The 22,174-nt window shown below is 74.1% G+C and carries 20 protein-coding genes and 1 riboswitch; of the genes, 8 read left to right on the top strand and 12 right to left on the bottom strand.

The features are described 5' to 3' along the window. Positions 1-120 precede the first annotated feature (120 nt). Both OG715_RS08650 and OG715_RS08645 read right to left on the bottom strand, forming a co-directional pair. Entirely contained in the window at positions 121-597 is a 477-nt protein-coding gene (locus OG715_RS08650; protein ID WP_266275832.1) for a nucleotide triphosphate diphosphatase NUDT15, read from the bottom strand. 74 nt (positions 598-671) lie between these two features. Continuing rightward, complete coding sequence (locus OG715_RS08645) at positions 672-2,195, bottom strand: SDR family NAD(P)-dependent oxidoreductase (RefSeq protein ID WP_266275834.1); 1,524 nt, start codon at positions 2,193-2,195, stop codon at positions 672-674. A gap of 296 nt (positions 2,196-2,491) precedes the next feature. Between OG715_RS08645 and OG715_RS08640 the strand changes: the two genes are divergently transcribed. Further along, positions 2,492-3,931 carry a GuaB1 family IMP dehydrogenase-related protein gene (locus tag OG715_RS08640; protein WP_045941697.1) on the top strand — a complete coding sequence of 480 codons (1,440 nt, stop codon included), beginning with the start codon at positions 2,492-2,494 and terminating at the stop codon, positions 3,929-3,931. Between the two features lie 19 nt (positions 3,932-3,950). On the opposite strand, the gene OG715_RS08635 is transcribed toward OG715_RS08640, so the two are convergent. From OG715_RS08635 to OG715_RS08625, 3 genes are all read right to left on the bottom strand, one after another. Then, complete coding sequence (locus OG715_RS08635) at positions 3,951-4,802, bottom strand: DUF5995 family protein (RefSeq protein WP_323182273.1); 852 nt, start codon at positions 4,800-4,802, stop codon at positions 3,951-3,953. 87 nt (positions 4,803-4,889) lie between these two features. Then, positions 4,890-5,285 (bottom strand): DUF3224 domain-containing protein, encoded by a 396-nt coding sequence (locus OG715_RS08630; protein WP_266275836.1) that lies wholly within the window; start codon positions 5,283-5,285, stop codon positions 4,890-4,892. 164 nt (positions 5,286-5,449) lie between these two features. Further along, on the bottom strand, positions 5,450-6,574 hold the full coding sequence (locus OG715_RS08625) for a PP2C family protein-serine/threonine phosphatase (protein WP_266275839.1): 1,125 nt from the start codon (positions 6,572-6,574) through the stop codon (positions 5,450-5,452). 188 nt (positions 6,575-6,762) lie between these two features. Between OG715_RS08625 and OG715_RS08620 the strand changes: the two genes are divergently transcribed. From OG715_RS08620 to OG715_RS08610, 3 genes are all read left to right on the top strand, one after another. Beyond that, complete coding sequence (locus tag OG715_RS08620) at positions 6,763-7,704, top strand: pseudouridine synthase (RefSeq protein WP_266275841.1); 942 nt, start codon at positions 6,763-6,765, stop codon at positions 7,702-7,704. A gap of 178 nt (positions 7,705-7,882) precedes the next feature. Further along, the gene (locus OG715_RS08615; protein WP_266275843.1) at positions 7,883-9,625 is read left to right on the top strand and encodes an MFS transporter; all 1,743 of its coding nucleotides are present in this window, start codon (positions 7,883-7,885) and stop codon (positions 9,623-9,625) included. Beyond that, the gene (locus tag OG715_RS08610; RefSeq protein WP_266275845.1) at positions 9,622-10,110 is read left to right on the top strand and encodes a MarR family winged helix-turn-helix transcriptional regulator; all 489 of its coding nucleotides are present in this window, start codon (positions 9,622-9,624) and stop codon (positions 10,108-10,110) included. The genes OG715_RS08615 and OG715_RS08610 overlap by 4 nt, the downstream gene beginning before the upstream one ends. Positions 10,111-10,143: 33 nt before the next feature. On the opposite strand, the gene OG715_RS08605 is transcribed toward OG715_RS08610, so the two are convergent. The 4 genes from OG715_RS08605 to OG715_RS08590 all read right to left on the bottom strand — a co-directional run bounded on the left by OG715_RS08605 (position 10,144) and on the right by OG715_RS08590 (position 16,541). Beyond that, positions 10,144-13,872, bottom strand: a complete 3,729-nt coding sequence (locus tag OG715_RS08605; RefSeq protein WP_266275847.1) for a SpoIIE family protein phosphatase — start codon at positions 13,870-13,872, stop codon at positions 10,144-10,146. Between the two features lie 169 nt (positions 13,873-14,041). Continuing rightward, positions 14,042-14,416 (bottom strand): hypothetical protein, encoded by a 375-nt coding sequence (locus OG715_RS08600; RefSeq protein WP_266275849.1) that lies wholly within the window; start codon positions 14,414-14,416, stop codon positions 14,042-14,044. Positions 14,417-14,441: 25 nt separating this feature from the next. Continuing rightward, the gene (locus tag OG715_RS08595; RefSeq protein WP_266275851.1) at positions 14,442-15,515 is read right to left on the bottom strand and encodes a serine hydrolase domain-containing protein; all 1,074 of its coding nucleotides are present in this window, start codon (positions 15,513-15,515) and stop codon (positions 14,442-14,444) included. Between the two features lie 108 nt (positions 15,516-15,623). Further along, complete coding sequence (locus OG715_RS08590; protein ID WP_266275853.1) at positions 15,624-16,541, bottom strand: glycoside hydrolase family 19 protein; 918 nt, start codon at positions 16,539-16,541, stop codon at positions 15,624-15,626. Between the two features lie 271 nt (positions 16,542-16,812). Between OG715_RS08590 and OG715_RS08585 the strand changes: the two genes are divergently transcribed. Further along, positions 16,813-17,586 carry a GntR family transcriptional regulator gene (locus OG715_RS08585; RefSeq protein WP_323182274.1) on the top strand — a complete coding sequence of 258 codons (774 nt, stop codon included), beginning with the start codon at positions 16,813-16,815 and terminating at the stop codon, positions 17,584-17,586. Between the two features lie 150 nt (positions 17,587-17,736). After that, positions 17,737-19,347, top strand: coding sequence for an alkaline phosphatase family protein (locus tag OG715_RS08580; RefSeq protein ID WP_266275855.1), 1,611 nt, complete (start codon positions 17,737-17,739; stop codon positions 19,345-19,347). A gap of 97 nt (positions 19,348-19,444) precedes the next feature. Here OG715_RS08580 and OG715_RS08575 read toward each other — a convergent pair whose 3' ends face one another. Continuing rightward, the gene (locus OG715_RS08575; protein WP_266275857.1) at positions 19,445-19,858 is read right to left on the bottom strand and encodes an HIT family protein; all 414 of its coding nucleotides are present in this window, start codon (positions 19,856-19,858) and stop codon (positions 19,445-19,447) included. A 149-nt stretch (positions 19,859-20,007) separates the two neighbouring features. Between OG715_RS08575 and OG715_RS08570 the strand changes: the two genes are divergently transcribed. Continuing rightward, positions 20,008-20,205 carry a YegP family protein gene (locus OG715_RS08570; protein ID WP_266275859.1) on the top strand — a complete coding sequence of 66 codons (198 nt, stop codon included), beginning with the start codon at positions 20,008-20,010 and terminating at the stop codon, positions 20,203-20,205. 128 nt (positions 20,206-20,333) lie between these two features. Here OG715_RS08570 and OG715_RS08565 read toward each other — a convergent pair whose 3' ends face one another. Next, a complete protein-coding gene (locus OG715_RS08565) occupies positions 20,334-21,029 on the bottom strand; it encodes an MSMEG_1061 family FMN-dependent PPOX-type flavoprotein (protein ID WP_266275861.1) in 696 nt (231 codons plus the stop codon). Positions 21,030-21,157: 128 nt separating this feature from the next. Here OG715_RS08565 and OG715_RS08560 point away from each other — a divergent pair, with 128 nt between their 5' ends. Next, entirely contained in the window at positions 21,158-21,463 is a 306-nt protein-coding gene (locus OG715_RS08560) for an antibiotic biosynthesis monooxygenase family protein (RefSeq protein WP_266275863.1), read from the top strand. Positions 21,464-21,497: 34 nt separating this feature from the next. Here OG715_RS08560 and OG715_RS08555 read toward each other — a convergent pair whose 3' ends face one another. After that, positions 21,498-21,746, bottom strand: coding sequence for an SCO4226 family nickel-binding protein (locus OG715_RS08555; RefSeq protein WP_266275865.1), 249 nt, complete (start codon positions 21,744-21,746; stop codon positions 21,498-21,500). 258 nt (positions 21,747-22,004) lie between these two features. After that, positions 22,005-22,132, top strand: a riboswitch (FMN riboswitch). Positions 22,133-22,174: the final 42 nt, after the last annotated feature.

Genomic DNA, 22,174 nt, shown 5'->3' with positions numbered 1-22,174 from the left:
GCGCGAACCCCGCCCCCCTCGAACCGGGGGAGCGGGGTTCGCGTGCGTGCGTCCCGGCCACTTTGCAAAGCCGCTCCGCACTTTGCAAAGTGGCCGGGCGACTTTGCAAAGTGCGGGGAGTCACCCGTGCGGACCGGCGCCGGGTCGGCCCAGGACGGGGTAGGCACGCGTCCCCGGCCGGGGCGCGAACCCCAGCTCCGCGTTCCAGGCGCCCAGCACCAGCCCGGACGGGTAGAACATCGGCTCCGGCAGCGCGTCCAGCGGCACCCGCTCCCAGCCGCCGCAGGCGTGCGGCTCGGTGACCACCGCGACCGCCAGGCTCGGCGGGGCGAGCACCGCGGCGGTGAGCCGGGGGCGGCCCAGCTCGTGGTCGAGCAGCAGCGCCAGCACCCGCATCCCCTCGGCGGGGAGCACGATCCCGGTCTCCTCGGCGAGCTCGCGCGCGGCGGTCCGCTCGAAGGACTCGCCGGGGTCGACCTTGCCGCCGGGCAGGCTCCAGGTCGGCGGCTCGCCGACCGCGGTGCGGCGGCCGATCAGCACCCGGCCGTCCCCGGTGGGCACGATCACTCCGGCGCCGAGCAGCGGTGCGTGGGTCACGTCGGTTCCTCCGAACGGGGTGACGGGTGACGGTGCGACGGGTGACGGTGCGGCGGGCGCGGCCGGGCGACGGGTTACCAGGCGGAGCGCTCGAAGTCCTTGAGGAAGCACCCGAAGAGGTCCTCGCCCTGCTCGCCGCGCACGATCGGGTCGTAGACCCGGGCCGCGCCGTCGACCAGGTCGAGCGGGGCGTGGAAGCCCTCGTCGGCCAGGCGCATCTTGTCCGGGTGCGGGCGCTCGTCGGTGATCCAGCCGGTGTCGACGGCGGTCATCAGGATGCCGTCGGTCTGGAACATCTCCACCGCGCTGGTGCGGGTGAGCATGTTGAGCGCGGCCTTGGCCATGTTGGTGTGCGGGTGACCGGCGCCCTTGTAGCCGCGGGAGAAGACGCCCTCCATGGCGGACACGTTGACCACGTACTTGCGGCGGGACGCCGAGGCGGCCATCGCCGGGCGGAGCCGGCTGATCAGGATGAACGGCGCCGTGGAGTTGCAGAGCTGGACCTCCAGCAGCTCCATCGGGCCGACCTCGTTGACGGTCTGCACCCAGCTGTTGGTGTCCGCGAGGTCCGGGACCAGGCCGCCGGCGTCGATCGCCGTCCCGGCCAGGATCCGCTCCGGCGTCGCCGAACCGGTGACCAGGGCGAGCGAGGTGACGTCCTCGGCGGAGATCCGCTCGGCGGGGTCCGAGGCCTGGCGCGGCAGCGCGGGCAGGTCGACGCTGCCGCTGTTGAACCGGCCGATGGTGGTCGACTGCGGCAGCTCGCCGGCCGGCAGCGGCGCCGACTCGGCGGCGACCAGCTCCCGGTAGGACTCCGGCGGGCGGCGCACGGTCTGCGCGGCGTTGTTGATCAGGATGTCCAGCGGGCCGTCCGCCGCGACCTCGTCGGCCAGCGCCATCACCTGGGCAGGGTCGCGCAGGTCGATGCCGACGATCTTCAGCCGGTGCAGCCACTCGGCGCTGTCCGGCATCGCGGTGAAGCGGCGGATCGCGTCGTTGGGGAAGCGGGTGGTGATGGTGGTGTGCGCGCCGTCGCGCAGCAGCATCAGCGCGATGTACATACCGATCTTGGCGCGGCCGCCGGTCAGCAGCGCGCGCTTTCCGGTCAGGTCGGCGCGGGCGTCGCGCCGGGCCCGGTTCTTGGCCGCACAGCCCTGGCAGAGGTTGTGGTAGAACGCGTCGACCTCGGTGTAGCGCTGCTTGCAGACGTAGCAGGAGCGGGGGCGCTCCAGGATCCCGGCGATCTCCGAGGTGGTGACGGTGGTCAGGCCGAAGGCGCCGGCCGTCTCGTCGTCGATCCGGCTCGGGGCGCCGGTCGCGGTGCGCGCGGTGACCTCGCGGTCGTTGGCGGTCTTGCGGGCCCGGGTCTCCTGGCGGCGGCGCTGCTTGAGGGTGCGGAATATCCCGCCGACGGCCTGCCGGACGGTGATCGCGTCCGGGTGGTCGACGTGCAGCTCGTCCAGCTCGGCCAGCACCTCCAGGCAGAGCCGGAGCCGCTCGGGGTCGAGGCCGGGGCCGTAGTCGATCTCCTCGATGTCCTCGTCGCCCCGCTGCTGCCCGGTGTCCACGCCCGCTGCCGCCGTCAATCCCGCCGCCATGCCTCTGCCGTTCCCGCTCGCCTCGCCGATCACGGCGTGCGCCGCGTCTACCGCGTGAATGCTACGGGAGCGGCCCCGGCCGGGGCGAAAGCCCGGGACTTGGACGATCCTCCATATCTACGCGCGGAGCTTTGATCATGGCTTGTACGCAGACCCAGCAAACGGCGGCCAGCTGGCGTTTGTCCTACCGGTACCGGAGAATCGAACGTTGGGTGCAGGGGCTCCCGAGTGCGCCCTGCGGCCGTGCCGCACCCGCACCCGAGGTGTAATTTCTCCCAGCCAGAGAGCCCCGTTTCATGCGCTTCCTGAACGACCTCATGCCCTCGTACGACCTCACGTACGACGACGTCTTCATGGTCCCCAGCCGATCCGCCGTGGGCTCCCGCCAGGCTGTCGACCTCTCCTCCAACGACGGCACCGGCACCACCATCCCGCTGGTCGTGGCCAACATGACCGCCATAGCCGGCCGTCGGATGGCCGAGACCGTCGCCCGCCGCGGCGGCCTGGTCGCCATCCCGCAGGACATCCCGACCGAGGTCATCGCCGAGGTCGTCGGCTGGGTCAAGCAGCGCCACCTGGTGCACGACACCGCCATCACCCTCGACCCCGGCGCCACCGTCGCCGAGGCGCTCTCGCTGCTGCCCAAGCGCGCCCACGGCGCGCTGGTCGTGGTCGAGGACGGCCGCCCGGTCGGCGTCGTCACCGACTCCGACTGCCAGGGCGTCGACCGCTTCACCTCGCTCGCCGAGGTGATGTCCCGCGACCTGCTGCTGCTGGACGAGGGCATCGACCCGCGCGACGCCTTCGACAAGCTCAGCGAGGCGCACCGCAAGCTCGCCCCCGTCGTCGACCGCGACGGCCGGCTGGTCGGCCTGCTCACCCGCAAGAACGCGCTGCGTGCCACCCTCTACACCCCGGCCGTCGACGCCGCCGGCAAGCTGCGGATCGCCGCCACCGTCGGCATCAACGGCGACGTCGCCGGCAAGGCCAAGGCCCTGCTGGAGGCCGGCGCCGACACCCTGGTCGTGGACACCGCGCACGGCCACCAGGAGTCGATGATCAGCGCGCTGCGCGCCGTGCGCGGGCTGGACCCGCAGGTCCCGATCGTCGCGGGCAACGTCGTCTCGGCGGCCGGTGTGCGCGACCTGGTCGAGGCCGGCGCGGACATCCTGAAGGTCGGCGTCGGCCCGGGCGCCATGTGCACCACCCGGATGATGACCGGCGTCGGCCGCCCGCAGTTCTCCGCCGTGCTGGAGTGCGCTGCCGAGGCCCGCCGCCTGGGCAAGCACGTCTGGGCCGACGGCGGGGTGCGCCACCCGCGCGACGTCGCCATGGCGCTGGCCGCCGGCGCGTCCAACGTGATGGTCGGCTCCTGGTTCGCCGGCACCTACGAGTCGCCCGGCGACCTCCAGACCTCCGCCGACGGCCGGCAGTACAAGGAGTCCTTCGGCATGGCCTCCAAGCGGGCCGTGAGCAACCGCACCGCCCAGGACTCCTCGTACGACCGCGCCCGCAAGGCGCTGTTCGAGGAGGGCATCTCGCACTCCCGGATGTTCCTCGACCCGGCCCGTCCGGGCGTCGAGGACCTCATCGACTCCATCGTCGCGGGCGTGCGCAGCTCCTGCACCTACGCGGGCGCGGCCAGCCTGGAGGAGTTCCACGAGAAGGCCGTGGTCGGTATCCAGAGCGCGGCCGGCTACGCCGAGGGCAAGCCGCTGCACTCCAGCTGGGCCTGATCACCGCTGCCGGGCCCGATCACCGCCCGGCGCGCGTTCCGTCGGTGGCCGGCCTGCTCCTCGCCACGGGGAGCAGGCCGGCCACCGGCGTTCCGGCCGGACGCGGGCCGACCGCGGCTGCCTCGACCGCGGGTGTGCCGACCGCGCCGACCGTCCCGGTCGCAGGTGCCTCGACGGCCGACTGCTCCCGCAGGCCCAGCGGCAGGAGCAGCGCGCGGCCGAGCAGCCCGACCGCCCCGTCCAGCGCCGTCGCGCACGCCCGCGCCGCCGACGGCTGCCCGCGCAGCCCCCAGAGCAGCCGTACCGAGCCCCAGGCCGCCTCCCGCGCGGTGCCGACCGACCACGCCCCGATCCGGTGCGTCATCGGCTCCAGCCGCTCCAGCACGTCCGGCCCGGGCATCAGCTGCTCGCGCACGGCCGTCTCGACCTCCGCCAGCAGACCGTTGATCCGGTGGTAGTCGTCCTCCAACTGCTCGGGCTCCCGGTCGAGCCGCCGGCAGGTGTCGACGACGGCGAGCGGCAGGTCGTGCTGGATGTGGGCGTTCATCCCGGCCAGCGCGAACTGCAGCGGGTGCACCTCCGGATCGGCGCGTTGCTCGAACAGCGGCCGCCAGCAGGCCGGTGGCCGCCGCCCCGCCGCGACCGCGTCCACCGCCAGCAGGTAGCGCCCGGCGAAGAGCACGTCCAGCTCGGCCACGGCGGACGGATCGGCGAACCCGCCCAGCCCGGTCCGGACGCCCTCGGTGACCGTGAGGTACATCCGGTTGAAGACCGCCACCCCGTCGGTCGGCGGAAGCCCGGCCGCGATCGCCCGCAGCCGCCGGACCACGTCGTCGATCCCTCGCGCCCCGTCCGTGCTTCCAGCGGGCACCCCGACCATCCGTCACTCTCCGATGTCGATCGTGTATTGATCGCATCATCGTGACAGCAGTCGGATGTGCCGCACCGGCGCCGCGCCTCAGCCCAGTTCGTACTCCAGGACGTACGTGTGCCGGCCCTCCTCGTCCACCTCCAGCTCGAACACCCCGGTGATCCCCGCCAGCTCGCCCGCGCCCGTGCCCGCGACCACCCGGATCGCCAACCGCTCGCCGTGGCTCCCCGGCGCCGAGTGCTGCAGCACGAACGACCCCTGCCGCCCGTCCAGCGCGCCCGTGAACCGCTCCACCGCCACGTACGCGGCCGGGCCGCCCGCGCCGTCCATGACCGACAGCATCCGCACCACGCTCGCCCCGGTCAGCCCGCCCGTGAACTCCTTGGTGATCCGCACCCGGCCGAGCGTGGCGCCCGGCTGCTCGTCCGTCTCCTCCGGCTCGAACGCCGTCACCTCGAAGGCCCCGCTCGCCCTGTCGCCCATCGCACCGTCCCCTCGACGAAAGCCCGCGCGCCCGGTCAGCACCGACCGCGGGACCACCCTCGCACGCGCCACTGACAACCGCCCCGGAACGGCGGGCGGCACGGGCGGCGGACGGCGCGGGGTGGCACGGGCGGCACGGGTGGCGGACCGCTGAAGGCCGACGGTCAGCGGTCCCAGCGGACCGCGAGGGCGGCGGCGTCGTCGGCGAGACCGCCCGGGGAGACCCAGGAGGCGAGGTCGGGCAGGAGGGCGTCCATCAGGTCATCCGGGCTCCCGGCCGGGAGCCCGGCGAAGCGCTCGGGGAGGGGGTAGAACTCGCCGGCCGCGTCACGGGCCTCGGACACCCCGTCGGTGTAGAGCAGCAGCAGGTCGCCCGGCCAGGGGTCGACCGGCTCGGCGGTGTAGCGGCCGTCGCCGAGCAGGCCGAGCAGGCCCAGCGGCGGGGCGTGCCGGGAGGGGACGAGCTCGGTGACCCGGCCGGCGCGGCGCAGCAGCGGGTGCGGATGGCCGCAGTTGACCAGCAGGGCCGCGTTGTCCCCCCGGTCCACGCCGAGCAGCACCGCGGTCACGAACCGCCCGTCGGCGGGCCGCCCGGTCAGCGCGGCGTCCAGGTGCTCGGCGAGCCGGGCGAGGTCCGGTTCGGTGCGCGCGGCCGTGCGGAAGGCGCCGAGCACGTCCGCCGCCGTCTCGACGGCCGGCAGGCCGTGGCCCTGGACGTCCCCGAGCAGGATCCGGATCCCGAACGGGGTGTCCACCACCTCGTACAGGTCCCCGCCGATCCTCGCCTCGGCGGCCGCCGCCACGTAGCGGACGGCGATCCGCAGCGGTCCGATCCGTTCGGGCGGCGGGCGCAGCAGGGCCCGCTGGGCGGCCTCGGCGACGGTCCGGACCTGGAACAGCTCGCGCTCGCGGGCGGCGATCAGCACGACGTTGGCGGTGCTGGCGAGGGTGGTGGCGGTGATGGTGATCAGCGAGACGAGGTGGACGGAGAGCGGCAGGTGGGAGTTGGCCTCCTCCAGCAGACCGGCCACCACGACGGCGGCCGCGCCGGTGGCGAGCGGCACCCGGGCCCGGCGGGTGGTGGCCCCGACCAGGACCGGCGCGGCGGCGAGCACGGGGGAGAGGGTGCTGCCGGGGCCGGTCAGCAGGTCCGTCACCACGGCCCCGACCAGCAGCAGGAAGGCGCTGCCGAGCAGCAGCCTGGTCCGCCGCGGCAGCCGGGGCGGACCAGGCTGCCGCACGGCGTCCGGTGCCGCGGCGCCCTCGGGGCCCTCGCCGCTCGCGCTCACGCACCCGCCTCCAGGCCACTCGACGGTCCGACGACTCGACGGCGGCGCGCGCCGGGGAGCCGCCCCCTCCGTCCACTCTCCACCGCCGCCCGCCCCACCGGCATCCCGGCGCCGGGCCGCCGTCCGCTCCACCGGCCTGCCGTCCGCCGTCCGTGCGGGGTCCGGGACGAACTAGGCTGGCGGGCGCGATGAGACGTAGGAGCGCGGCCCCGACCTCCCCCCTGCCGCAGCGGCAGGGGGTCGATCCGGTGCATCTGCGGCTGCCGGTGACCGGCGGGCCGTGGGGGACCGTGCGGGAGTACCTGGGGGAGCGGCTGCCGGCGGTGGCGGCGGAGCGGGTGGACGGGCTGCTGCGGGCCGGGGAGGTGGTCGGCGAGGACGGCCGGTCCGTCGGTCCGGCCGACCCGTTCCGGCCGGGTGCCCATCTGTGGTTCTACCGGGAGCTGCCGGCCGAGGTGCCGGTCCCGTTCGAGCTGGCGGTGCTGCACCGGGACGAGCACCTGGTGGTGGTCGACAAGCCGCACTTCCTGGCCACCACCCCGCGCGGGCGGCACGTCGTGGAGACGGCGCTGAGCCGGCTGCGGCACACGCTGGCCCTGCCCGCGCTGAGCCCGGCGCACCGGCTGGACCGGTTGACGGCGGGGCTGGCGATGTTCGTGGTGCGGCCGCAGGACCGGGGCGCCTACCAGTCGCTGTTCCGGGACCGGCTGGTCCGCAAGGAGTACCGGGCGGTGGCGGCCTACGACCCGGCGGTGGAGCTGCCGCGCACCGTGCGCAGCCACATCGTGAAGGAGCGCGGGGTGATCGCCGCCCAGGAGCTGGACGCGCCGCCGAACAGCGAGAGCCGGATCGGGCTGCTGGAGCGGCGCGGCGGGCTCGGCCACTACGTGCTGCGGCCGTCCACCGGCCGCACGCACCAGCTGCGGCTGCACATGAGCGGCCTGGGCCTGCCGATCCTGGGCGACCCGGTGTACCCGGTGGTGCTGCCGGAGCCGGCCCCGGACGACTTCAGCAGGCCGCTGCAGCTGCTCTCCGCCGCGATGGAGTTCACCGATCCGCTGACCGGCCGGCCGTGCCGCTTCGAGAGCCGCCGGACGCTGGCGGCCTGGTCGGACCCGGAGTCCTGGTAGCCGGGCGTCTCCCGTCCGCACGTCCGCACGTCCGTAGGGTCCGTGCTGTCCGTCCCTGCCGCCCGCCCGGGTCCGCGCGGGCCTTCTCCGGCGGCCCCGGGCGGAGTAATTTAGTTGACCTCAGCTAAATACTTCCGGGCCCGGCCGGGGCCCGGCCCATCCGGGGGAGGACGGGGCGATGGACGTGGACACGGACCACCCGCGCTACAAATGGGTGGCGCTCTCCAACACCACGCTGGGCATGCTGATCGCCACGATCAACTCCTCGATCGTGCTGATCTCACTGCCCGCGATCTTCAACGGCATCCACCTGGACCCGCTCCGCCCCGGCAACGTCGGCTACCTGCTGTGGATGCTGATGGGCTACATGCTGGTCACGGCCGTGCTCGTGGTCACCCTCGGACGGCTCGGCGACATCTGGGGCCAGGTGCGGATCTACAACGCCGGCTTCCTGATCTTCACCCTCACCTCGGTCGTGCTCTCCCTCGACCCCCTCCAGGGCGGGGGCGGCGCGCTCTGGCTGATCGGCTGGCGCGTGGTGCAGGCGGTCGGCGGTGCCATGCTGATGGCGAACTCCGCCGCGATCATCACCGACGCCTTCCCCGCCCGGCAGCGCGGCATGGCCCTGGGCGTCAACATGGTCGCCGCGATCGCCGGCTCCTTCGTCGGGCTCGTCCTCGGCGGACTGCTCGCCGAGTGGAACTGGCGCTCCATCTTCTGGGTGAACGTGCCGATCGGCGTGATCGGCACCGTCTGGGCCTACCGCTCGCTGCGCGAGACCGGTGTCCGCCGACCGGGCCGCATCGACTGGTGGGGCAACATCACCTTCGCCGTCGGCCTGACCGCCCTGCTCGCCGCGATCACCTACGGCATCCAGCCCTACGGCGGGCACACCATGGGCTGGACCGATCCGTGGGTCCTGACCGGTCTGCTCGGCGGCACCGCCGTGCTCGGTGTGTTCTGCGCGGTCGAGCGCCGGGTCGCCGAACCCATGTTCCCGCTGCGACTCTTCCGCGACCCGGTGTTCACCGGCGGCAACCTCGCCACCCTGCTGGGCTCGGTCGCCCGGGGCGGCCTCCAGTTCATGCTGATCGTCTGGCTCCAGGGCATCTGGCTGCCGCTGCACGGCTACGACTACGCCGACACCCCGCTGTGGGCGGGCATCTACCTCGTCCCGCTCACCGTGGGCTTCCTCGCCGCCGGGCCGGTCGCCGGGTACCTGTCCGACCGGTTCGGGGCCAGGCTGTTCGCCGCGGGCGGCCTGCTGGTGATGGCGGCGTCCTTCGCCGGACTGCTCGCCCTGCCCACCGACTTCGGATACCCGGCGTTCGCGCTGCTGGTCCTCCTCAACGGCCTCGGCGGCGGCCTGTTCGCCGCGCCCAACACCGCCCTGGTGATGTCCAGCGTGCCGGCCGCCGACCGGGGCGCCGCCTCCGGCATGCGGGCCACCTTCCAGAACGCCGGCATGGTGCTCTCGATCGGCGTCTTCTTCTCGCTCATGGTCGCCGGCCTGGCCGGTTCCCTGCCGCAGACCCTGTCCGACGGGCTCACCGCCCAGGGGGTGCCCGTCGCGGACGCCCACGCCGTCGCCCAACTGCCCCCGGTCGGCACGCTGTTCGCGGCGTTCCTGGGCTACAACCCGGTCCGCGAACTGCTCGGCCCGCACGTCCTCGCCCAGGTGCCGGCCGACAACGCCGGGACGCTCACCGGCCGGGAGTTCTTCCCCCACCTGATCTCCGGCCCGTTCCACGACGGCCTGGTGGTGGTGTTCTCGCTGGCCATCGCGATGTCACTGGTCGCCGCCGTCGCCTCGCTGCTGCGCGGGCGCGCCGGCCGGTCGGCGGCCGGGACGGGGAGCGGTGACGGCGGCGGTGGCGGCGCGGGGAAGCCCCGCGCGGCGACCGGGGGAGCGCGCTCGTGAACACCCCCGAACCGCAGGGCCCCGGCGCCCTGGACCCAGGAGCCCTGGACCCCGGTGCCCTGGACGCGGCGGCCGTCGCCCGGCTGCGGCTGGTGATCGCCCGGCTGCACCGCCGGCTCGCCCAGTCCTCGGCCGGGCAGGAGTTCACCTTCGCCCAGCAGTCCGCGATCGCCAGGATCGAACAGCACGGACCCCTGCGGCTCGGCGAACTCGCCGCCCTGGAAGGGGTGTCCGCGCCCTCCATGACCCGCACCGTCGGCCCGCTGGTGACGGCGGGGGTGGTCGAACGGCTCCCCGACCCCACGGACGGCCGCTCCTTCCTGGTGGCCATCGCCCCGGCCGGTGCCGACCTGCTCGCGGGCATCCGCCGACAGCGCTCCGAGCACCTCGCCCGCCGGGCGGAGGCCCTCGCCCCGGACGAACAGGCGCTGCTGCTCGCCGCCCTGCCGGTGCTGGAACACCTGCTGACCGCCGAGGACACCTGACGCCGGGGGCACCCGGCACCGTCCGCCGGGGACTCACCGCTCCGACAGCCCCGGCGGCAGCTCCAGTTCGAACCACACCACCTTGCCGTCCGGCGTCTGCCGGGTGCCCCACCGGTGGGCGAGCTCGTTCACCAGGTGGATGCCGCGACCGCCCTCGTCCTCCTCGTCGGCGCGCCGCATCCGGGGCGCGCCGGCGTCCCGGTCGGCCACCTCCACGGTCAGCGTGCGGTTGCACAGCAGCCGCAGCCGGGTGGGCGAACCCGCGTGCACCAGCGCGTTGGTGATCAGCTCGCTGGTCAGCAGTTCGGCCCAGTCGGCCAGCGGCGCCAGCCCCCAGCCGGTCAGCGTCTCCCGGGTGAACCGGCGCGAGTGGGCCACCATCGCGTGGTCGTCGTCGAGCGGGAGGGTGGCGATCCGGTCCGAACCGGCCTCCCGGGCCTGCGCCATGATGATCGCGATGTCGTCCTCGCTGCTGCGGCCGGTGAGTTCGGACAGCACCGCGTCGCAGGTCTGCTCCAGCGAGCCGCTCCGGTCCGCGATGGTGCGGCACAGCAGCTCCAGCCCCTCGTCGAGGTCGCGTCCGCGCCGTTCGACCAGGCCGTCGGTGTAGAGGGCCAGCAGACCCTCCTCCGGGAGGGTGAACCCGACGCTCTCGAACGGGACTCCGCCGACCCCGAGCGGTGCGCCGGGCGGCAGTTCGAGCAGCCGGGCGTTCCCGTCGGTGTCGGCCACCACCGGCGGCAGGTGGCCCGCGCAGGCGGCGGTGCAGCTCCGGTCGACGGGGTCGTACACGACGCAGACGCAGGTGGCGAACTGGCCCTCGCCGATCGCCGTGGTGGCCTCGTCCAGCCGTTGCAGCACCCGGTCGGGTGCCAGCTCCAGGGTGATCAACGTCCTCGCCACGGTGCGTAGTTGCCCCATCGTCGCGGCCGCCCTGATGCCGTGGCCCATGACGTCGCCGACCACCAGCGCGACCCGGCCGGAGGAGAGCGGGACGACGTCGAACCAGTCCCCGCCGACCTCGCTCACCACACTGCTCGGCAGATAGCGGTAGGCGATCTCCAGGCCCAGCGTGCGGTGGATCTCCTGCGGCAGCAGGCTGCGCTGGAGGGTGAGCGCCGTCTCCCGCTCCCGCCGGTACAGCCGGCCGTTGTCGATCGCCAGCGCGGTGCGCCCGACCAGTTCCTCGGCCAGCGCGCGGTCCGCCGGGCCGAACGACAGCGGATTGCGGGTACGGATGAACTCCGCGCCGCCCAGCACCAGTCCGCGTGCCATCAACGGCACCATCAGGTAGGAGTGCACACCCGCGTCCAGACCCGGCTTCACCCGGTCCTCGGAGGCGACGATCCGGCGCAGCGCCGCCTCGTCGACCTCCGACACCAGGATGGACCGCCCGGTGCGCAGGCTCTCCGCGTACACCTTGGCCGACTGCGAGGTCTCGCCGACCGCGTCGGCCGCGTCCGACATGACACCCTCGGCGTCCACCTCGCCGACCGCCACCGCGCGCATCAGCACCGAGCCGTCCGGCGGCACGGGTGCCGGGTCCTCGCCGCCGAGCACCGCCTCGCGCAGGTCGACGGTGACGAAGTCGGCGAACCGGGGGATCACCACCTCGATCAACTCGTGGGCGGTGCGGTGGAGATCCAGGGTGGTGCCGATCCGGTTGGACGCCTCGTTGAGCAGCGACAGCCGCTGCTGCGCGGCCCACGCCTCGTCGAGCGCGCGCTGCCGGGCGGCCGCCGCGTCCCGTTCCCGGGTGAACAGCAGCGCGTTGTCGATCGAGACGGCCGCCCGCACCGCCAACTCCCCGGCCAGCGCCAGGTCGTCGTCCTCGTAGGGGCGTTCCACCACCGTCCGGTAGAACGCCGCGACGCCGACGGGCGAGCCGCGCGCGATCAGCGGCACCACCATGAACGAGCTGACCCGCTGCTCGTGCACCGCCGCGGCGCGCACCGGATCGTCGCGGAACCAGGCCATCCCGACCTCGTCCATCCGCGGGACCAGCACCGGGCGGCGGTGGCGGAGCGCCCAGGCGTACGGGGAGGAGGCCGGGAACCGGTGCACCCCGCCGCTGCGGTCGATCGGCCGCAGGGTGGAGCGGTCCGCCGAATGGAAGGCCATCCGCCGCAGCAGCGCCGAGCCGTCGCCGGACGGCCGGGCCTCGCGCTCTCCGCGCACCAGGTCGTCCAGCACCTCGACCACCACCGTGTCGGCCAGCCGGGGGGTCGCCACGGCGGCCAGCTCCTCGGCGGTCTGGGCGAGGTCGAGGGTGGTGCCGATCCGGGCGGAGGCCACATTGACCAGCGCGAGGCGCTCCTGCGCGGCCTTCGCCTCGCGCAGGGCCTGCTGGCGGGCGAGCACGATCTGGTGCTGGCGCAGGTAGAGCCGGGCGTTGTCGATGGCGACGGCGGCCCGGGAGGCCAGCTCGTCACCGAGCGTGATGTCGGCCTCGGCGAAGGACTCCCGTTCGCCGCGCCGGGAGTAGACGATCATGCCGAGGGTGGTGCCGCGCGCCACCAGCGGGGTGATCCGCACCGAACGCGGACGGTCGCCGAGGAACGCCTGCCGGCGGCTCTCGGTGATCGCGTCGCTCAGCGGCGGCAGTTCCCAGGACGGCACCACCACCGTCCGCCCGGTGGCCAGCGCCCGTGCGTACGGGGTGTCCGGGGTCACCTCGTACACGGTGTCGACCGGCAGCGCCTCCGCCGGGTACAGCGGATCGGAGGTCGCCAGGGCCAGCCGCCGCACGTGCTGCGGCGCGGCCGGGTCCAGCGGCTCGACGTTGCGGCCGGCCGCCAGCGCCTCCAGGGCGAAGACGCCGCTGATGTCGGCGACCTTGGGCACCATGGCGTCGGCCAGCTCCCGGGCGGTCTGCCGCAGGTCCAGGGTGGTGCCGATGGAGGCGGTGGCCTCGACCAGCAGGGCGAGCCGCTCCTGCGCGCGGGCGGCGCGGGCGTCGGCCCGGAAGCGCTCGGTGATGTCGATGATGGTCGAACTCACGCCGAGCACCCGCCCGCCCGGCTCCTCCAGCCGGAAGTAGGAGGCGGACCAGGCGTGGTCGTGGGTCGGGTCGCCCGGGGTGCGGCCGTGCGAGCGGGCGTCCACCACCGGCTCGCCCGTCTCCAGCACCCGGCGCATCACGGCCTCGCTCTCCGAGCCGTTGATCCCGGGCAGCAGCTCGGTCAACCGGTGCCCGAGGTGCCGCGCGACCGGCAGCCCGTTGACCCGGGCCAGCGCCTCGTTGATCCGTACGAAGGCGAGCTGGGCGTCGTAGACGGCCATCCCGACCGGGGACTGCGAGAAGAAGCCGTCCAGCACCGCCAGGTCCGCCTGGATCCGGCGCAGCGTGGTCACGTCCGAGGCCACTGCGAGCACCAGCGGGCTGCCGCCGGGACCGGCGATCGGATGGGTGCGGAACTCCAGGTTGACGTGGTGCCCTTCCCGGTGGCGCACCGGGAACACCCCGGACCAGCCGCTGCCGTCCAGGATCCGCTGGAACAGCTCCAGCACTTCCGGCCGGTCCTCCTCCGAGGCCAGCAACTGCGCGGCCCGCGCGCCGATGGCCTCCTGCGCGGAGTAACCGAGCAGGGCCTCGGCGTCGCTGCTCCAGTGCAGGATCCGGCCGTCGGCCTCGATCAGCGCGGTGGCGATCGGCACCATCAGCAGGGCGTCCGGCCCCTCGGCCGGTTCCGGCCGCGGCGCACCGCCGGACGGCACCCGCCCGGGCCCGCCGGCCTCGTGCTCACGACGCTCGTTCACCATGCTCGGTCACCATGGCCAGCACCGCCCGGAGGTCGTCCCCATCAGCCCTGCCATCCTCCCACGCCCCCCACCGACCCCGCACGGCACACCTGCCCGGAGGCAGTTCCGGCACAGGCGGGACCCGCGTCCCAGGCAGGCCGGGACGGGGTCGGTCGGCTCGGCCGCGACCTCAAGGACCAATGGTCGACACCGGCGGCGGGTCGGTTCCCCGGACGACCTGCCAGGGGGTTCGCGGGGTCGCACATGTGAGGTGTTGGATTCCTGCACCCCGGAGAGTCACGAGCGCGGTGTGGACCGGGTCGAGCTCCTCGACGGGTCGGCGGTAGGCGAGGATCTGCGTCAGCTCCAGATCGATGACCGCTGTCGATCCGCGGATGCGGTCGAAGCGGGCACCGAGGCGAACGGGCCCGAGCAGGCAGCGCACGGTCGCGGTGGCCTCGGTCGGCGTCACGATGGTGACCTGATCGATCGCGATTTCCAGCTCGACGACGTGGCCGACCGGGGCGAGTGGCTCGGTCGGGCCCTCCGGCGGGTCGGTGTGCAACTCGGTTCTCCTTGTCCGGGGCACGCTACTGGCCGGGGAAGGTGGCGTCGGCGGTCTGGAGGGTGCGGAGGAGGCGGACGGCGGGGGTGTCGACGGAGCGGCGGGTGTTGGCGAGGACGATGACGCCGACCTGGCGTTCGGGGTCGAAGGCGACGAAGGAGCGGTAGCCGCCGGTGCCGCCGTTGTGCCAGATCTGGAGGTGGCCGCCCTGGCGGGCGTGCAGGCGGTGGCCGAGCCAGCCGAGGTGCATCCAGGCGACCGGGTTGACCCGGTGCCGGACCTCGCGGGTGAGGGCGATCGCGGGTCCGAGCGGGGTGGACTCGGTGTCGTCGGCCAGTTGGGCCCGGAGGAGGACGGCCAGGTCGGCCGCCGTGGAGCGGAGTCCGCCCGCGCCGGCGAGGTCGGCGAGGTGCCAGGCGGGGACGGGCCGTCCGCCGGGGGTGTGGCCGGGGGCGAGGCGGGACGTCTGCTCCGGGGAGGGCTCCAGGACGGTGTCCTTCAGTCCGAGCGGCTCGCAGACCTCCCGCCGGACGAGCTCCCCGTAGCCGACGCCGGCCCGGTGGGCGAGGGCGAGGCCGAGCAGTCCGGCGCCGAGGTTGGAGTAGCGGAAGCTGCGGCCGGGGGCGGCCCGGAGCCTGGTCCGGCCGAGGCCGGTCAGCAGGGCGTCGGAGGTGCAGTGCGCGTACGGGTCGGGCTTGTTGGGGCTGAGGAGGGAGGACAGCAGCATGCCGGCGGGCAGCCTCGGCAGGCCGGACGTGTGGGTCGCGAGGTGGCGCAGGGCGAGCGGTTCCGGGCCCTTGGCCGGGACGGTGACGCCGGCCGGGAGGGCGTCGGCGAGGGCCTCGGCGAGCGGGTCGTCGAGGGTGACGGTGCCCGCCAGCGCCAGTCGGGCGAGCGCGAGCGAGGTGAAGACCTTGGTCACCGAGCCGATCTCGAAGAGGGTGTCGGGGCCGGGGGAACCACCGGCGGTCCCCGGTCCGGTGCGTCCGGCGCCGCGGATCTCCACCGTTCCGCGGGCGAGACCGGCGACCACCGCGCCGACCTGTTGGCCGGCGAGGCGGTCGGCGGTCTGCTGGACGAGGCTGCCAAGATCGTTCATGCGTCCGAGCCTAGGAGGGGCGGGACGGCGGTGGCGTCCACCGCGGCGACGATTTCGGCACCCGCCGCTCGTCCCCGGGAGGTACGCCGCCGCCGTCCCGCCGGTCCGTCAGCAGCTCAGGTTGTTGCCGGGGACGGTGCCGAGCAGCTGGGTGAAGCGCTGGTAGGCGTTGATCCGGCTCTGCACCTGCGCGGGGTTGCCGCCGTTGCACTCCAGCGAGCCGTTGATGCTGCGGATGGTCTCGCCGAAGCCCGCGCCGTTGACCATGGCGTTGTGGGGGGTCATGGTGCCGGGGCCGTTCTGGGTGTTCCAGTACCAGAGCGCGGTCTTCCAGGCCACGGCCGGGTCGGTCTGCACCAGGTTGGGGTTGTGCAGCAGGTCGATGCCGAGGGCGTCGCCGGCGGCCTTGTAGTTGAAGTTCCAGCTCAGCTGGATCGGTCCGCGCCCGTAGTAGGCGGCCTGGCCGGCCGGGCAGCCGTAGGGCTGGGAAGTGTCGCAGTAGTGCGGGTAGTTGGCGGTGTTCTGCTCCACCACGTAGACCAGGGCGCCGGTTTCGTGGTTGACGTTGGCGAGGAACGCCGCGGCTTCCTGCTTGCGGACGGTGTCGGTGCCGGTGGCGGCGAACGCGGGGTACGCGGAGAGGGCGTCGATCAGGCCCTGGTAGGTGTAGAAGGGGTTCCGGTTCGGGAACATCTGGTTGAACTGCGCCTGGCTGACCGGGAATCCGCCCGGGTTCACGGTGCCCGTGGGGGTGGGCGTGCCGGTCGGGTCCGGGCCGGTGCCGCAGCCGCCCTGGTCGGACCAGACGCCCGAACCGCCGGTGCTGGGCGGCTCGTTCTGGGTCCACCACTTGGCGAGCCAGTTGTGGCCGTTGTACGAGACGGCGGCCCCGCCGGTGTAGACGGCGGAGGAGTTCCAGGGCGACGCGCAGACGGCGGCGCTGGCGTTGGCGGCGGGCAGCAGTAGGATCACCGCGAGCGCCGTGAGGACGGCGGAGAGCAGTGCGAGCAGGCGTTTCGTGGACACTTGATCACCCCTTGTGCGGTGGGGGCCGCACGGTCGTGGAGGACGGGACGTCGGGGCAGGGGGGCCGGGGCCCCGCGGTGGGGGGCGCGTCGTGGGGGACGGGCCGACCGGGGTGCGGGCCGGGTGCGGGGCTGTCCCAGACTCAAGCGGAGTGGTCTATACCTGTCAAGGGGGTCGGGGCGAATCGCCCGGAATGCGGTCGCCCGCGGGCGGTCCGCGCCGCCCCGGCGGCCCGTCCCGGCCCGGCGGCCCGGTCTGGGAGGATGTCCGGGTGGATCAGACCCCCGACGCCGACGCCCGGTCGGGCCCCGGCGCACCGATCAGGTCGGGCATTCCCGAGCACGGCCGGGTGCCCAAGTACTACGCCGTCAAGGGCCAGCTGGAGGCGCTGCTCGACGAGCTGGGCGAGGGGGGCGTGCTGCCGACCGAGCGCGAGCTCGCCGCCCGCTTCGAGGTGGCCCGGGAGACCCTCCGCCAGGCCCTGCGCGAACTGCTGATCCAGGGCCGGGTCCGGCGGCGCGGCCGCAGCACGGTGGTGGCCGGCCCCAAGCTGGAGCAGCCGCTCTCGCTGGCCAGCTACACCGAGGGTGTGCGGCGCCAGGGCCGGGTGCCGGGCCGGACCCTGATCGGGCTCGAACGGCTGGGCGCCGATCCCCAGCTGGCCGGGCAGTTGACGATCGGCCCCGGGGATCCGGTCTGGCACCTGGAGCGGGTGCTGCTCGCGGACGGTGAGCGGGTGGGCCTGGAGAGTACCTATCTGGCGGTCGGGCGGGTGCCGGGGCTGGAGGAGGAGTTCGACCCCGGGTCCTCGCTGTACGCGTACCTCGGCGAGAAGGTCGGCATCTCCTTCGGCGCCGCGGACGAGCGGATCGAGACGGTGCTGGCGACCCCGCGCGAGGCGCTGCTGATCGGCACCCCGCCCGCGCTCCCGATGCTGCTGCTGCACCGCCTGACCAGGGATTCCGCCGATCGTCCGGTGGAGCGGGTCCGCTCGCTCTTCCGGGGCGACCGCTTCAGTTTCACCACCAGGCTCGAAGCGGACTGACCTTTCCCCGACCGCCTCCACGGGCCGTTCTTGATCACAGAAAGATAACGGGTCTGGACCGAATTCGGGCGTTGTTCACACCCGGGTCGGAAATCCGGCGACCCCCGGCCATCCGCTGCTCCGACCGTAGTCACCGCCCCGTTCCGCGCCATGACGACGCATCAGGAGGACGACGTGGACCCCCGGATCCCCGCCGCGCAGCAGACCCACGCCACCCCGCAGAGCCGCACCGCCCGGCCCGCCGCCACCCCCGGCCTGTCCCGCCGCGGCCTGTTCCTCGGCGCCGCCGCGGCACTCGCCGCCGGCCCGCTCGCCGCCACCGCCGCCCACGCGGCCACCGCCCCCGGGACCCGCGCGGCCGGAGCCGCCGCCCGCACCCCCAAGGTCCTGGTCATCGGCCTGGACGGCACCATGCTCACCCGCATCAAGGACTCCGGCGCCCCGAACCTCGCCGCCCTGATGGCCGGTGGCCTCACCGCCGCCAGCAGCCTCTGCACCAGCCCGATGGCCGGCACCTCCTCCGGCCCCGGCTGGTCCACCATCGCCACCGGCGTCTGGCCGGACAAGCACAACGTCCGCGACAACAACTTCACCGCCCCCGCCTTCGCCGCCTACCCCGACTTCCTGACCCGGGTCGAGACGGCGAACCCGGCGCTCTCCACCTACGTGGTGGCGTCCTGGGCGCCGATCGCCGACACCATCTACTCCGGCCGGGTCGACACCCGGGTCGCCACCCCGTCCGCCGAGTACGACACCGGTACCACCGCCCGCGCCGTCGCCCGGCTGCGCGACGGCAACCCCGACGCGGTCTTCGTCCAGCTCGACAACGTCGACCACGCCGGCCACAGCAGCGGCTCCGCCAGCCAGGCCTACCTGGACGCGATCCGGGGCGTGGACGCCCAGGTCGGCCAGATCCTCACCGCCGTCCGCGGCCGGGCCGGCTACGCCCAGGAGGACTGGCTGGTGATGGTCACCGCCGACCACGGCCACACCCCCACCGGCGGCCACGGCGGCTCCACCTGGGAGGAGCGGCAGACCTTCCTGATCGCCAACGGCTCGGCGTTCCCGGCCGGTTCGGTCCGCCACGACGTGCGGATGGTCGACATCGCGCCCACCGCCCTGGCCCACCTCGGCATCGCCGCCGACCCCGCCTGGGGCCTCGACGGCACCCCGGTCCCGGCCCTCGTCCCGGACGACTTCGACGCGCTGCGCCCGCAGCTCACCGGCCGGGTCGACGAGACCGGCATCCCCGCCGGCGTCCTCGGCTTCACCCGCACCGCGCCGGCCGGCTGGTCCGTCGACAACTCGGCGATGGGCACCGGCGGCGTCACCGAGTGGCGCGGCTGGTCGTTCACCACCGACGAGTTCTGGACCAAGGCCCAGCGCGACCAGAACCGCGAGCTCAACGTCCGCTCCCGCAACGTCTTCGCCGTCGCCGACTCCGACGAGTGGGCCGACAAGACCTTCCAGGGGAACTACGACTCCACCCTGGTCAGCCCCGAGTACCCGGTGGTGGGCCGGAGCAGCGTCCCGGTCGCCTTCACCACCTTCTACCGGCCGGAGGGCGCCCAGACCGCCCGGGTGCTCGCGGTCTGGGACGGCGGCACGCCGGTCGAGGTGAAGAGCTACACCGCCGACACCAACGGCCGCCAGCGACTGGACCTGGCCGTCCCGGCGGGCGCGAGCCGGCTGCGGCTGCGCTTCCGGTACACCGGCAGCAACAACTGGTACTGGGTGGTCGACAACGTCCGGGTCGGCTGAGCCGGACGCCCGGACGCCCGGACGCCCGGGCAGCCTGCTGAAGCCGGACGCCGGGGAAGCCCGCTGAAGCCGGGCGGTCCGGGCACCCCGGCCGGGCTCAGGGGGCGAGCGCGGCGCGCAGCCGCTCGGCGACCAGCGCCGCGTCCGCCTCGTCGGTGTACGCCCGGCGCGGCCAGAAGAAGCCGCGCAGCCCGTCCTTCGGGTTGCGCGGCACCACATGGACGTGCAGGTGCGGCACCGACTGGCTGACCCGGTTGTTCGCCGCGACGAAGGTCCCTGCCGCCCCCAGCCCGAGTTCCACCGCCGCGGCCACCCGCCGCACCCGCAGGAAGAACGGGCCCACCGCCGCCGGCGGCAGGTCCGTGAGGGTGGGGTGGTGGTCGCGGGGGACCACCAGCACATGGCCGGGGAAGAGCGGCCGGCGGTCCAGGAGGGCCACGGCCACGTCGTCGTCCAGCACCCGGTGCGCGGGCTCCGTGCCGGCGACCACCGCGCAGAAGACGCAGTCCATCCGTCCATTCAACCGGCCCCGGGCCGCCCCGGCACGCGCTCCCGTCCGGGTCACCCGTCCGGACCCCGAGCGGGTGCGGGGCGGCGGCGGCCGGGCGCACCGTGCAGGTGGGGCGCGCGGCGCGTCCCGTCGACGAGGAGGTGGCCCGGATGGCGGGCAAGTTCGAGGTGTACGAGGACGCCGGCGGCAAGTTCCGGTTCCGGCTCAAGGCGGGCAACGGCGAGATCGTCGCCACCGGCCAGGGCTACGCGAGCAAGGACGCCGCCCACAAGGGCGTGGAGGCCGTCCAGCGGGCGGCGAGCGGGGCGAGCGTGGTGGACGTCGCCAAGTCCGGGGCCGCGGCCTGACCCCGGCGGGTCCGGGCGGGGCCGGCCGGGGCGGCACGGGAGCCCCGGCCGGCCCCGCACCGTCGTTCCCGCCCCCGATCCCGCCCCCCGATCCCGCTCCCGGCCCGTTCCCGCCCCCGTTCCCGCCGTTACTCGTAGCGGTAGAGCAGCGCCTCCCGCTCGTTCTGCTCGATCGCCTCGACCGTCAGCGCGGGGTCCGCAAGGTGCGAGAGCGTGACCTCGGCCGAACTCGGCTGGGCGTCCCCGGCGAGCCAGTTCCCCGGCTTCCACGCCGAGGCGCGCAGGAACGCCTTCGGGCAGTGCGCGAACACCTCCTCCACGGCGACCACGATCGCGCTGCGCGGCGGCTTGCCGACCGCCGTCAGCTGCTCCAGCAGCCGGGGATCGGTGGAGACGCAGGCCCGCCCGTTGACCCGCAGGGTGGTGTCCCGGCCCGGTACGACGAAGAGCAGCCCGATCCGGCCGGTCCCGACGATGTTGTGCAGGGTGTCCAGCCGCTTGTTGCCGGTCGCGTCGGGGATCGCCAGGGTGAACTCGTCGAGCACCGACACGAGTCCGGCCGGGCCGCCGCGCGGGGACACGTCGCAGCGCCCCTCGGCGTCCGTGCTGGCCAGGAGGACCAGCGAGGAGCAGGCGATCAACTGCCGGGCGACCTCGTGGATGCGGTCCACCTGCTTGCGGCGCGCGTGGTCCCCGGGCTGCTCGTAGACCTCCCGCAGCCCGGCCGCGTCACGCACGGCGGTGGCGGCGAGCGCCTCGAACAGGCCGGAGGGCCGATCCGGCCCGGCTGTTGACGGAACAACGGACTCCGGTGTGCTGGTCATACCGATCAACGTAACCGAGCCCGGGCCGGAGCGGCCGTCCGCCGTCGGGAAATCCCGCCCGAACCCCTCGCCACCAGCGTTTTCGCGTCGATAATGGGGCCAGGACGCTTTCGGAGCAGGTGGTCGCCGTGATCATCAGAATCTGGGCCGGGCAGGTCATGGCCGGGCACATCGAGGAGTTCTGCGAGGTACTGATCAGCAAGGTCCTCCCACAACTCGGGCGCACCGACGGCTGCCTCGGCGGCGAGCTGTTGCGCTCCGTCACCGAGGACGGGCACCGGGTGCTCGTGGTCAGCCGCTGGCGCGACGAGGCGGCGCTGCTCGGCTACGCGGGGCCGATGTGGCGGATCCGGCCGGTCTGGTCGGAGGGCGAACTGCGGTACCTGGCCCACCCGCCGGAGGTCAGCCACTTCACGCCGGTCGCCGCGCCCTGATCCGTCGGGCGCCCGCCGCCCGGCCCCGGGACGATCAGACGTTCAGCGGGACCGGGTGCACCTCGGCCGCCGGATGCCCGGTGCGTTCGTGGATCCGCTGCACGGCCTCCTTCGACGGTGCCTCGGACAGGCAGTAGACGTGGCCCGACTCCGGATCGGCCCAGGCCTGCTCGAAGGTCACGCCCTCCTCGGCCTGGATCGCCAGGTCCGCCTGGTGCGCCATCCGCAACTGCTCCTCGGTGATGCCGGCCATCCCGTGGTGGACGTCCATGAACTTGGCCATAGCTCCCGCACCTCCTGCGGTCGCCCGCGACGGCGCGTGCCACCGCCCCGGTACCACCAGCCTGCGCCCGACGCACCCCGGGCCGCCACCGGACGCCCTCGGACACCTTCGGGCACCTTCGGAAAGGCATCGCATTCCCCGATCGGCGGCCCCGCGCCGTCCATTCCCCGGCACCGAGTGAAAGAGACCACAGTGGACACCTCTCCCGGGCTCCGCGCGGATCATGGCAGAATGACGGCAGAATCAGCAGTGACGTTCAGCGCACTCCGGGGTCGGTGAAAATCCGAACCGGCGGTTACAGTCCGCGACCCGTCCGCAGCCAGCGGACGGTTGACCAGGTGAAATTCCTGGACCGACGGTTAAAGTCCGGATGGGAGGCGTGCGCGGCGGACGAGTGAGCAGGGCCCGCGGTCCCCCGGTGGACCTCG

This window comes from Kitasatospora purpeofusca (assembly GCF_036010405.1).
Classification (GTDB): domain Bacteria; phylum Actinomycetota; class Actinomycetes; order Streptomycetales; family Streptomycetaceae; genus Kitasatospora; species Kitasatospora purpeofusca.
Note: the sequence above shows the minus strand (reverse complement) of the source record. Positions and strands in the feature narration are given on the sequence as shown.